Source organism: Neorhizobium petrolearium, from assembly GCF_017873175.1.
Classification (GTDB): domain Bacteria; phylum Pseudomonadota; class Alphaproteobacteria; order Rhizobiales; family Rhizobiaceae; genus Neorhizobium; species Neorhizobium petrolearium.
The window spans coordinates 1-11,132 of the sequence record NZ_JAGGJW010000040.1; the positions used below are offsets into that span (position 1 = coordinate 1).

Consider the following 11,132-nt stretch of genomic DNA (forward strand, 5'->3'; position numbering starts at 1 on the left):
TGCCATGCAAATCTCCAGATAAAACTGGAAACCTTCTCGCATACGCAGCAAGCCTCAAAATACACCCAATCCAATGGGGCGGAGACGGCGCTTACGGCTTATCTCTGTCATCGTCATCTCCTGTTCAAAGGTTGGCTAAAACAGCCCAATCCTTCAAATCAGAAGCGCATCATGCAAATCCCGCACTCCAAGTGCCGCGCCAGCGGCTTCGTTCAATCCCCATGCCGATTCCGCCTAAATTCATCCCGCTCTAGTCGGCATAGTTCGCCGGTCGGCATAAAGCTGCAAAATGAATGGTGTCGAGCCCTACGCCTACCTGCGCGATCTCTTCATCAGCCTCGCCAACGGCCACCTCGCCAAAGACATCGACGCCCTCATGCCCTGGGCCTATGCGCAACGGATCAGCGCCTCACAATGAGCTCGTTCGGGACTCTCAGACGTGCTCACAGGACCTTCCGCAAGCGATCGACATCACCGTTGCAACCGGAAAATCGATGGGGCCGAGACGCCGATACGGCTGAGCGTTGCCTATATGGGCAATCCATAGGTCTTTCGACAGCTTCGAAACAGGGCGGCTGCCATTCGGCATAGCCGAAACGTCCAACATTCTTTCGCTTTCGTCCATTGCCAGGATTTCACGTATCCTCATAGCGTGAAGGATGTGTGGGTTCCGGCCAACTCGGATCGCCTCATTCACACCTTCAATTGGCACAGGAACACCGCCGCCGCAAATGCCGCAATGATATGAATTCTACGGGAGGATCACATGATATTCGAACTGCGGACCTATGATCTGTTGCCCGGAAAGGCTCTCAAATATCTCGGTCTCTTTCGCACCGGTGGCGTCCATCTCATTACCCGTCACCTTCCGCTCGCTGGCTACTGGATGACCGAGAGCGGCGGTCTCAACCGCATCCATCACCTCTGGGCCTATGAATCCTTGCAGGAGAGAACCCTCTGCCGTCTTGCAGTGGCAAAGGATCGCGAATGGAATGATCAATTCGTTCCCAACGCTTTCACACTGGTCGTGAGCCAACGCAACGCGTTTCTGTCCCTCGAAACGAGTTCGAAGCTGCTCGACGGGGTTGTTGCCAGGCGCAAGGAGGCGCATCAGCAGCAGATCGAAAGCGAGCCGATGTTCGGGGAGGACTGGTATGCCATCGCCATTAGCGCTCAAACCTTGCCGCCAGAAACCCCCGGCCTGGTTGCAGGTTTCCGGACAGTGTCGGGATACCGGCCGCAGAGCCACTTCACCCTGATCAAGGCAAGTCAACCGGACTTGCTCATGGGCTACGATGGAGCACCCATCGAACATGAACTCATCCGCCCGCTGGCACTGTCTCCCTTACGGTAGTGCTGACCCCGCCGGGATTGAGCCCGCTCTCGGTACGGCTCTGCCGGCGGTAAAACCCCGCTGGCATCCCGGCTCGCTGCGAAAAGAAGCGGCTGAAATAAGCAAGGTCGTCGAACCCGAGTGCGTGTGAAATCTCGGTAACCGACATTTCTGTATAGAGGAGGTATCGCTTCGCTTCGATCATTACCCGTTCATAGAGCAGGTTCGAGGCGGTTTTCGCTCCGCGAGCCTTGCAAGCAAGATTCAACCGCGGAACAGTGACATGTAGACGTTCGGAGTAGAAGCCCAAGTTCTTTTCTTCGCGGAAATACTGTTCAAGCAGGTCTCGAAATCTCACAAACAGGTCGTAATTCCGATCCCTGCGATGAGCATCGAGGACGGCACCACTGCGAGCCCGCAGCAAAGAGACAAGAATTCGCAAACATTGCGCCATGATTGCAAGTCTGCGGCCGGGCGCAGACCAGATGAATTCGTAGTGAAGCCAGTGAAAAGCATCCTTTAAGCCATCGATGCGTACATCCGCGCCGCCGACCGGATATACAGCAGCAATCCGGGTTGTCTCGATCAGCGCAGGATCTCCTCGTGCAACGCTTGCAATGTAGGCTGAGGCAGCCGTAATCACCTCTCCATCGGTCCCAGGCAGGAAATTGATCTCATGGACGATCGATGCAGGCACGACAATGAGGCTAAGTGGCGCGATCTGCCATGTCTTTTCCTCCATCCGGATCCATCCGCCACCTTCGAGGACCAGCAGAATCTGGGTGTGGTCGGGATGAGCGTGAGGACGAATTATCCAATTATTCGGGCCGCTTCGTTCATGGATCGCCTCCGTGTGAAGGAAATCGAGATCAACGTCCGAATGCGGATCTCCATAGAGATAATAGCGTGGAATCGTGATCTTTCCTAACATTTGTAAAGCTCCCGCGACCGCAATGCAGTTTCAATTGCTGCATAGCAGCAATTGAATTGTACAACATAAATAACGCTTCTTCCATTGTTTGGCTATGGAGGTGGCCTTAGCAATTACCCACGGGCATCCAACAACATCGCCTGCTTCAGAGTTGGAGCACGTCGTGGATGGAGAGAGGATTCTCACAGGGGAGAGCCAAGCAGGCAAAGCAGCGAGTGGAGGAGACATGCCAAAATATCTGTTGCAAGATGCGACCTGTGACGTCCTGGTCATCGGCTCGGGTGCCGGCGGGCTTTCAACCGCGATCACCGCGAAGAAGCTCGGCCTCGATGTGATCGTGATCGAGAAGGAAGAGTTTTTCGGCGGAACAACCGCCTTTTCCGGCGGTGTCCTCTGGGTTCCTGGCAATCCTCATTCACGAAAGTATGGCATCCAGGACAGCCGGGAAAGCGCCCGCGAATATCTAAAGAACGAAACCGGCAATTTTTTCGACGAAGCTGCGATCGATGCTTTTCTCGATCATGGTCCCGAAATGCTGGAGTTCTTTGAACGGGAAACCGACGTCAAGTTCCTGCCGACACTCTATCCCGATTATCATCCCGATGTGCGGGGCGGTATCGACGTCGGTCGTTCGGTCGTCGCTGCACCCTATGATGCGACCGCGTTGGGTCAGAATCTGAAGCGTCTGCGCCCGCCACTCAAAACCATCACCTTCATCGGCATGATGTTCAATTCGTCGAGCGCCGATATCAAGCATTTCTTCAATGCCACTCGGTCGCTGACCTCCGCGCTCTATGTGGTTCGCCGCCTGGCCGGGCACCTGAGGGAACTCGCCGTTCATCATCGTGGCGTCAATATCACCGCCGGCAATGCGCTTGCCGCGCGGCTGGCCAAGTCCGCTTTCGATCTTCGCATTCCGATTTACACGCAAACGCCAGCTCAACAATTGATTATCGATGGTGATATAGTGAAGGGAGCGCAGGTACAAGGACACAAAGGGCCGGTTCGCATCACCGCGCGGCGTGGCGTCGTGCTTGCTGCCGGAGGCTTCCCGCATGATCTTGCGCGAATTGCGAAAGCCTATCCGCATGTCAGGCGAGGCGGAAAGCACCTTTCGCCGACGCCCGATGGCAATACCGGCGATGGGATTTCGATGGCCGAGCAGGCCGGCGGGGTCTGCGAGACTCGCTTTCCGAACGCAGCCGCCTGGATGCCAGTCTCGGCCGTCCCGATGGGCAACGGCAAGATCGGCGTCTTCCCGCATCTTCTCGACCGCTACAAACCGGGCATCATAGCAGTCCTCAGTTCCGGCCTCCGATTTACCAACGAATCCAATTCCTATCACGACGTCGGGGCGGCGATCATCGAGGCATCAGCGAACGAGCCGGATGCCGCGGTATGGTTGATCTGCGACCACGCAGCCATTCGCAAATACGGTCTCGGGCATGTCAAGCCCGCGCCGGTGCCGCTCGGCGGGCATTTGCGCAACGGCTATCTTTGTCGCGGCAAGACTCTTCGGGAGCTCGCTCAGACCATCAGCGTCGATCCCACTGTCCTGCAGAAGACCGTTTCTGACTATAACGTCGCCGCCCGGAAGGGACTCGATCCAGCATTTGGCCGTGGCACGAGCTCGTTCAACCGCTATCTCGGAGACCCGGACCACAAGCCCAATCCGAATGTCGCTCCGATCGAAAAGGGACCTTTCTATGCGGTGCGCATCATGATGGGGGATCTCGGCACCTTCGATGGGCTGAAGACGGGCCTTTATGGAGATGTTCTGGATGCGAACGGGCAGCCGATCAAAGGGCTCTACGCAACGGGGAACGATCGCGCAAGCGTCATGGGCGGCAACTATCCGGGCGCCGGCATCACCCTCGGTCCGATCATGACCTTCGGCTATCTCACGGCGCGGCACTTGGCCGGCGTGAGCTGAGGCGCCGTAAACGGCGGAATTTCCAGCACATCATTTGGGAGGATATGAAAGTGCAGATAACAAGACGAGCTTTACTGGGTGGGACCACGGCGGCGACCGTAACGGGCATGATGCCGCTGCGGCGCCCCCGCGCGCAAGCGGATGATACGATCCGCATCGGCGTCATCACCGATATGTCCGGCATCTATCAGGACGTTTCCGGTCCGGTCTCGGTTGCCTGCGTCAACCAGGCGGTCGCCGAATTCACCGCTGCTAATCCGGGCTTCAAGGTCGAGGTACTCGTTGCCGATCACCAGAACAAACCGGATATCGGCCTGACCATCATCCGCGAATGGTTCGATCGCAACGGGGTCGACGTGCTGAGCAACGTCGGCAATAGCGCCATTGCGCTCGGCGCGCGCGATCAGCTCGAAGCAAAGGATAAGGCCGCAATCATCACCACGGCCGGCAGCTCCGACATCACCGGCAAATATTGCAGCGCGCATGTCGTCCACTGGAGCTGGGATTCCTGGTGCCTGGCGCATTCGACGGCGACGGCGACCGTCCGTACCGGCGGAAACAAATGGTTCTTCATAACCGCGGACTATGCTTTCGGGCACGCCGCTGAAAATGATGCGACCAACTTCATCAAGGCGGCGGGCGGCGAAATCGTCGGATCGGTACGCTATCCCTACGGCAGCACCAGCGATTTCTCTTCATTCCTGCTTCAGGCGCAGGGAAGCGGAGCCAATGTCATCGGCTTCGCTAATTCCGGCAACGATCTCATCAATTGCCTCAAGCAGGCCCAGGAATTCGGTATCGCCGACAGCGGCATCCGCATGGCGGCCTTGGTAGGGTATATCACGGATGTGCTCGGCATGGGGCTGCCCGTAGCGCAGGGACTGAGCATGACGGAGACCTTCTATTGGGATCTCAACGATCGAACCAGGGCCTTCATGAACCGGGCCAAGCCGCAACTTCCGGAAGGAGTGTTCCCGAACATGAGTCAAGCAGGCGACTATGCCGGCATCCTGCATTATTTGAAGGCGGTCAAGGAACTCGGCGTCGCCCAAGCGAAGAAATCGGGCAAGGCCGTTATCGACATGATGAAAAACATGCCGACCGATGATGATGCGTTCGGGCAGGGCTCCATCCGCGCAGACGGACGGAAGATCCATCCTGCCTATCTCTTCACGGTGAAGTCGCCCGACGAGAGCACGAGCCGCGGCGATGTCTTCAAGCTGCAAGCGACGATCGCGGCGGATGAAGCCTTTCGCCCGCTCAGCGAGGGGAACTGCCCCCTGATCTGATCTACAGCGATCCCCGGCGTCGCTATTCGGCGCCGGGGATCGCCGGTTGCCGTGCGTCCACCATTTCTTCCAGCTCATTGCGAAAGGTCAATTTTGTGTCGGGATATGAATATCAGTGGCTGCAGCTTCAGGACCGTGTCTGCATAGTGACTGGCGCCGCAGGCGGAATCGGGCAGGCCATCGCGAAGGAATTCGCCACGGCCGGTGCGAAACTCGTGGTTCTGGACCGGCAGGACGGTGCCTGCGGGGAAACGGTGGCCATGATCGAACGGGCGGGTGGGTCGGCCCTGGCGCTCGCTTGCGACGTCAGCAGCGCCGAGTCCACCGAGACGGCAGCCGCCGCCGCCCATGACAGGTTCGGTACATGCGACATCCTCGTCAACAACGCGGCAATCCTGCGGCCCGGCCATCTGGATGTGTTGCCAATCTCCGATTGGGAGCAGATGCTGCACGTCAACTTGACGGGCTACCTGCTCTGCTCGCAGATATTCGGCCGCCCGATGCTGGCTAAGGGCGAGGGCGCTATCGTGCATGTGTCATCCATCGCCGCATCCCATCCGCAGGCGTTCAGCGGCGCCTATAGTCCCGGCAAGGCGGCAGTTTCGATGTTATCACGGCAGCTCGCCTTTGAATGGGGACCGAAGGGTGTGCGCTCGAATGCGATCAGCCCCGGCTTGATCCATACTCCTCTATCGGATGTCTTCTATCGGCAGCCCGAAACCAGGCGGGCGCGCGAAGACATTGTTCCGCTGAGGCGCATCGGAACACCGGATGATATTGCCAATGCTGCTGTTTTTCTTGCAAGCCCCCGTGCAGGCTATGTCAATGGGCAGGAGATTGTCGTCGACGGCGGGTTTGCCCAGACGCTGATGAGCAGTATCCCGCGCCCGGGATATGGCGGCTGAAGATGCTTTGGAGGAGCAGATGACGCTTGAGAAAACGATTCTAATCACGGGCGCGGCCGACGGGATCGGCTGGGCCATGGCGCGCCTTTATGCGGCGCGCGGTTTCCGGGTAGCCCTTGCCGATATCGATGGCCAGAAGGTGCACGATCGGCTTGGCGAACTTGACCCCGGTCATCTGGCGCTCGCCGCCGATGTCACCCGCGAAGAGGACGTGCAGACAATGGCGCAGTCGGTGCGCGAGAGTTTCGGAAACTGCGGCGTTGTCATCAACAATGCCGGCATCGCCGATAGCCATCTGCCGACGATCGAGCAGGATGCCGCCCAATTCCAAAAGGTGCTGGATACGCATCTGCGCGGCACGTTCCTCGTCTCCAAGGAGATGGGGCGCATGATGCTGGACAATGGCGGTGGCACCATCGTCAATATTTCCTCGATCGCCGGCCTTGGCGGCCTGCCGAGACGAAACGCCTATGGTGCCGCCAAGGCCGGCATCATCGCCATGACCCGTTCTATGGCCTGCGAATGGGCCCCGCAGGGCATTCGTGTCAATTCCATCGCACCTGGCTTTGTCGAAACGGCGCTCGTCCGCAAGCTGACGAACGCCGGCCGGATCGATATAGCCCAGATCCGGCGACGCATTCCGATGGGGCAACTCGGCGAACCCGACGACATCGCGGAGGCCGCCTATTTCCTGTCGTCTCCGGCCGCAAAGTATATCACTGGCGCCGTTCTGAGTGTCGATGGCGGCTGGAACGCCTTTTCCGATTTCGGCGATGCCCATCCCCTAGAAACAGGGGGCAAGTTATGAGCACGCTTCTTACCGGAAACTGCGACCGGGAAGCAATATTGACTGCGCGCGGCCTGACTAAAGTCTTCAGGGGTTTCACCGCCGTCAACAATGTCGACCTGACCGTCCGCAGCGGATCGATCCACGCGTTGATCGGACCGAACGGAGCCGGCAAGACCACCTGCTTTAACCTCCTGACGCGTTTCCTGGTGCCTACACGGGGAATGATTCATTTCCGCGGGACCGACATTTCGCGCTCCTCGCCTGCCGACATCGCCCGCATGGGGCTCGTCCGCTCCTTTCAGATATCGTCGACGTTTCCCCATCTAAGCGTGCTGGAGAACGTCCGGATCGCGCTACAGCGTCCGAATGGACTAGCGACCCAGTTCTGGCGCCCGCAATCCAGCCTCGACCGGCTTAATGAACGGGCGATGGAGCTCCTTTCCTCGGTTGGCCTTGAATCTTTCCGCGACCAAGCGGCCAGTGTGCTTTCCTATGGCCGCAAGCGAGCGCTGGAGCTGGCAACAACATTGGCGCTGGATCCCGAATTGCTCTTACTCGACGAACCTATGGCCGGCATGGCGCGTGAAGACATTCACCAGATCGCGCATCTGATCCGAAAGGTAGCTGAGGGGCGCACAATCGTAATGGTGGAGCACAATCTATCAGTTGTCGCCGATCTCTGCGACCGGGTGACCGTTCTGCAGCGCGGCGAAGTCCTGGCGGAGGGCCGCTATGAGGAGATCAGCCAAGATCCGAGAGTAAGGGAAGCCTATATGGGGAGCGCCGTATGACGGCAATAACACGGATAAACGCGGTGAAGGACCAGACCGCCATCCTGTCTGCCCGCAACCTGAAGGCCTGGTATGGCGAGAGCCAGGCGCTGCACGGGATCGATCTTGATATTCACAGCGGCGAAACGGTGGCGCTCCTTGGCCGCAACGGCGCAGGCAAGACCACGACGCTCAAATCGATCACGGGTCTGATGGACCGCCGCAGCGGCGAAATCAAGATAGGTGGAAAGGACATAAGCCGGCTGCCGCTGCATCATATCGCGCGGCATGGCCTGGGCTTCGTCCCGGAAGAACGCGGCATTTTTTCCGGTCTGACCGTTCAGGAAAACCTGTTGCTGCCTCCCATCGTCGCAGAAGGCGGTCATACCGTCGAAGAGATCTACGCGCTCTTTCCGAACCTCAAGGAACGGCGCCACAGCCAAGGCACCAGCCTCTCCGGCGGCGAACAGCAGATGCTGGCAATCGCCCGCATCCTGCGCACCGGCATCAGGATCCTGCTGCTCGACGAGCCGACGGAAGGATTGGCGCCGGTGATCGTTGATCGCATCGGCGACGTTATCATCGCACTTCGAAAACGCGGCATCACAATCATTCTCGTCGAGCAGAACTTCCGTTTCGCCCAGCGCGTGGCGGAACGCTACTACGTGATCGAGCACGGACAGGTCCTCGATCAGTTTTCGGCGGCGGAATTGCCTGGGCGGCAAGACTGGTTAAGCGACGTTCTGGGTGTCTGAGCTATGCTGGAAACCGGTCTAGTCCCTACCTTTCACAAACGCTTCCGCCCACCAGAACACTATAGGAATTAAGGTGAACGATGACAATTCTTGGTATTCCCTCGGCGGCGCTGTTCAGCCAGTTGCTGATCGGACTGATCAACGGGTCTTTCTATGCGCTGCTGAGTCTGGGGCTCGCCGTCATTTTTGGGCTGCTGCGCGTCATCAATTTCACCCACGGCGCACAATATATGCTCGGCGCCTTTGCCGCATTGCTGCTACTCAAATTCGCCGGCATCGGCTTCTGGCCGTCTTTGCTGATCGCGCCGCTGCTGGTCGCCCTTTTCAGCGCTGTGCTAGAACGGCTGCTGATCGCCCGGGTCTATTCCCTCGATCATCTTTACGGAATGCTGCTGACCTTCGGTCTGACCCTCATCATCGAAGGCTTGTTTCGACATTTCTACGGTTCCAGCGGCCAGCCCTACGCGGCACCGAAGGAACTGTCCGGCGCCGTCAATCTCGGTTTCATGATGCTGCCGAAATATCGGGGTTTCGTGATCATCGCCTCGCTGGCAGTCTGCCTTCTTACCTGGTTGCTGGTGGAGCGGACGAAATTCGGCGCCTATCTGCGCGCGGCGACGGAGAATCCGAAGCTGGTGCAGGCCTTTGGCGTGAATGTGCCGCTCCTGCTCACCCTGACCTATGCGCTCGGCTCCGGTCTTGCCGGGCTTGCGGGCGTTCTGGCGGCGCCGATGTACCAGGTGAGCCCGCTGATGGGACAGAACCTCATCATCGTCGTCTTTGCAGTCGTCGTGATTGGTGGAATGGGGTCGCTGATCGGTGCCATCGCCACCGGCTATACGCTCGGCCTCATCGAGGGGCTGACCAAGGTCTTCTATCCCGAGGCGTCCAACACTGTGATTTTTGCTGTCATGATCATCGTTCTTCTCGTCAGGCCCGCCGGCCTGTTCGGTCGAGCTTAGATTGAAAATTCCGGAGGAATTAATGGCCACAATCCATAAGCTAGCAACCACCCCGATTCCGCGAATGGCTTCGTCCATAAATTGGGCCTGGCTCTTGGTCGCAGTCGGGCTGGCCGTCCTCATAGCCGCTCCGGCCCTCGTCTATCCCATATTCCTGATGAAGTTGCTCTGTTTCGGGCTTTTCGCCGCCGCTTTTAATCTGCTGATCGGCTATGTCGGCCTTCTGTCCTTCGGACATGCCGCTTTCTTCGGCGGCGCGGCTTATATCGCCGCCTACAGCGCCAAGGTATGGGGCTTCACCCCGGAACTGGCGATCATCGCCAGCACGGCTTTTGCTGCCGTCCTCGGCTGCTTGATCGGCGCCATCGCAATCCGGCGACAGGGCATCTATTTTGCGATGATCACCCTGTCCTGCGGGCAACTGGTCTATTTCGTCTTTGTCCAGTCGCCCTTCACGGGCGGAGAAGACGGCATCCAGTCGGTTCCCCGGGGAGCCTTGTTCGGCCTCATTGATCTCAATCCGGCGATTAATATGTACTACTTCGTCCTTGCGGTCTTCGTCGCCGGCATGTTCGCGATCTGGCGCATCGTCCATTCGCCCTTCGGTGCCATTCTAAAATCCATACGGGAAAACGAGACACGGGCTATTTCCCTCGGCTATCGCACCGAGCGCTATAAACTCGGCGCCTTCGTGCTGTCAGCATCGATCGCCGGCCTCGCTGGCGGCACCAAGGCGATCGTCTTCCAGCTTGCAACGCTGACAGACGTCACATGGCAGGCGTCTGGCGAAGTGATCTTGATGACGCTGCTCGGAGGGCTTGGAACTATGATCGGGCCTATTGTCGGGGCTGGGATCGTGTTGTCGCTGGAGAACTTTCTTGCCGCATCCGTCATCCCCATCACGGTGATCACCGGAAGCATATTCGTTCTCTGTGTCATCCTGTTCCGCAAGGGCATTGCCGGTGAAATCACCGGATTTTTTGAGCGAAAACAATCGGTCGAGTTACGCAGTAACTCGTAAATACGTTCCCTCTCATTTACACGATACGCTACTTTGGAGAAGTGCCTGTTGACGGCATGATCCAGCGCGTCTTCCTTGATCGCGCCAGAATGCGAGCCATCTTCCGCAGACCGATACCGCACCCCAATCCGATCACGCCGGCGAGGAGAACGGCGGTCGGGCGTATTGCTGGCGCAGGTTGAGGATTTCCGACAACGGCACATTAGAGCGGGATGTTTTTAGGTTCGATCATATCCGGCTTCGATGAAGTAGTTTGATATGATCATGAACTGTTCCGTGCTGGCCGGCATATCCGCAAATCCGCTTTGTCAGCCTGGTCGAGAACGGCACGCAGGTGTTGTTCGCCAGCCAGATGGCCGGTTGCGCGACCAGCGAGGTCACGCTCGCCAAGGCCGTCCTGGCGTGCCTTGAGCCGGACATGTTGTGCCTGGCCGACCGGTCCT

Annotated in this window: 11 protein-coding genes and 1 pseudogene; 11 read left to right on the plus strand and 1 reads right to left on the minus strand. The window is 58.4% G+C overall.

What is annotated here, in order from left to right; all coding sequences use genetic code 11:
• The 3 genes and pseudogenes from J2046_RS33290 to J2046_RS33300 form a co-directional block, all read left to right on the plus strand.
• A partial coding sequence (locus tag J2046_RS33290; protein WP_210059069.1) for a hypothetical protein occupies nt 1-254 on the plus strand: 254 nt, incomplete at its 5' end.
• 26 nt (nt 255-280) lie between these two features.
• Nucleotides 281-418 (plus strand): annotated as a pseudogene (locus J2046_RS33295) (transposase domain-containing protein); the annotation flags it as partial.
• 348 nt (nt 419-766) lie between these two features.
• Nucleotides 767-1,354 (plus strand): NIPSNAP family protein, encoded by a 588-nt coding sequence (locus J2046_RS33300; RefSeq protein ID WP_210059070.1) that lies wholly within the window; start codon nt 767-769, stop codon nt 1,352-1,354.
• On the opposite strand, the gene J2046_RS33305 is transcribed toward J2046_RS33300, so the two are convergent.
• Nucleotides 1,320-2,264 (minus strand): helix-turn-helix domain-containing protein, encoded by a 945-nt coding sequence (locus J2046_RS33305; protein WP_210059071.1) that lies wholly within the window; start codon nt 2,262-2,264, stop codon nt 1,320-1,322. The two genes, J2046_RS33300 and J2046_RS33305, sit on opposite strands and share 35 nt — an antisense overlap.
• A 226-nt stretch (nt 2,265-2,490) precedes the next feature.
• On the opposite strand from J2046_RS33305, the gene J2046_RS33310 reads away from it, so the two are divergent.
• The 8 genes from J2046_RS33310 (at nt 2,491) to J2046_RS33345 (ending at nt 10,689) form a co-directional block, all read left to right on the plus strand.
• On the plus strand, nt 2,491-4,197 hold the full coding sequence (locus J2046_RS33310) for an FAD-dependent oxidoreductase (RefSeq protein ID WP_210059072.1): 1,707 nt from the start codon (nt 2,491-2,493) through the stop codon (nt 4,195-4,197).
• A gap of 50 nt (nt 4,198-4,247) precedes the next feature.
• Complete coding sequence (locus J2046_RS33315; protein ID WP_210059073.1) at nt 4,248-5,486, plus strand: ABC transporter substrate-binding protein; 1,239 nt, start codon at nt 4,248-4,250, stop codon at nt 5,484-5,486.
• A gap of 95 nt (nt 5,487-5,581) precedes the next feature.
• On the plus strand, nt 5,582-6,391 hold the full coding sequence (locus J2046_RS33320; protein ID WP_210059074.1) for an SDR family NAD(P)-dependent oxidoreductase: 810 nt from the start codon (nt 5,582-5,584) through the stop codon (nt 6,389-6,391).
• 19 nt (nt 6,392-6,410) lie between these two features.
• The gene (locus J2046_RS33325; RefSeq protein ID WP_210059075.1) at nt 6,411-7,199 is read left to right on the plus strand and encodes an SDR family NAD(P)-dependent oxidoreductase; all 789 of its coding nucleotides are present in this window, start codon (nt 6,411-6,413) and stop codon (nt 7,197-7,199) included.
• On the plus strand, nt 7,196-7,972 hold the full coding sequence (locus J2046_RS33330; RefSeq protein WP_210059076.1) for an ABC transporter ATP-binding protein: 777 nt from the start codon (nt 7,196-7,198) through the stop codon (nt 7,970-7,972). Before J2046_RS33325 ends, J2046_RS33330 begins: the two co-directional genes overlap by 4 nt.
• On the plus strand, nt 7,969-8,706 hold the full coding sequence (locus J2046_RS33335) for an ABC transporter ATP-binding protein (protein WP_210059078.1): 738 nt from the start codon (nt 7,969-7,971) through the stop codon (nt 8,704-8,706). The genes J2046_RS33330 and J2046_RS33335 overlap by 4 nt, the downstream gene beginning before the upstream one ends.
• An 80-nt stretch (nt 8,707-8,786) precedes the next feature.
• On the plus strand, nt 8,787-9,668 hold the full coding sequence (locus J2046_RS33340; RefSeq protein WP_210059080.1) for a branched-chain amino acid ABC transporter permease: 882 nt from the start codon (nt 8,787-8,789) through the stop codon (nt 9,666-9,668).
• A 64-nt stretch (nt 9,669-9,732) separates the two neighbouring features.
• Nucleotides 9,733-10,689: a branched-chain amino acid ABC transporter permease gene (locus J2046_RS33345; protein WP_227705934.1), complete on the plus strand. Its 957-nt coding sequence runs from the start codon at nt 9,733-9,735 to the stop codon at nt 10,687-10,689.
• The last annotated feature ends 443 nt before the right edge of the window (nt 10,690-11,132 follow it).

What these genes read in the sequence shown, in the direction of transcription:
- J2046_RS33340 (WP_210059080.1), top strand. Translation starts at nt 8,787, where the DNA reads ATGACAATTCTTGGTATTCCCTCGGCGGCGCTGTTCAGCCAGTTGCTG.
- J2046_RS33300 (WP_210059070.1), top strand. Translation starts at nt 767, where the DNA reads ATGATATTCGAACTGCGGACCTATGATCTGTTGCCCGGAAAGGCTCTC.
- J2046_RS33310 (WP_210059072.1), top strand. Translation starts at nt 2,491, where the DNA reads ATGCCAAAATATCTGTTGCAAGATGCGACCTGTGACGTCCTGGTCATC.
- J2046_RS33345 (WP_227705934.1), top strand. Translation starts at nt 9,733, where the DNA reads ATGGCTTCGTCCATAAATTGGGCCTGGCTCTTGGTCGCAGTCGGGCTG.
- J2046_RS33330 (WP_210059076.1), top strand. Translation starts at nt 7,196, where the DNA reads ATGAGCACGCTTCTTACCGGAAACTGCGACCGGGAAGCAATATTGACT.
- J2046_RS33335 (WP_210059078.1), top strand. Translation starts at nt 7,969, where the DNA reads ATGACGGCAATAACACGGATAAACGCGGTGAAGGACCAGACCGCCATC.
- J2046_RS33325 (WP_210059075.1), top strand. Translation starts at nt 6,411, where the DNA reads ATGACGCTTGAGAAAACGATTCTAATCACGGGCGCGGCCGACGGGATC.
- J2046_RS33305 (WP_210059071.1), bottom strand. Translation starts at nt 2,264, where the DNA reads ATGTTAGGAAAGATCACGATTCCACGCTATTATCTCTATGGAGATCCG.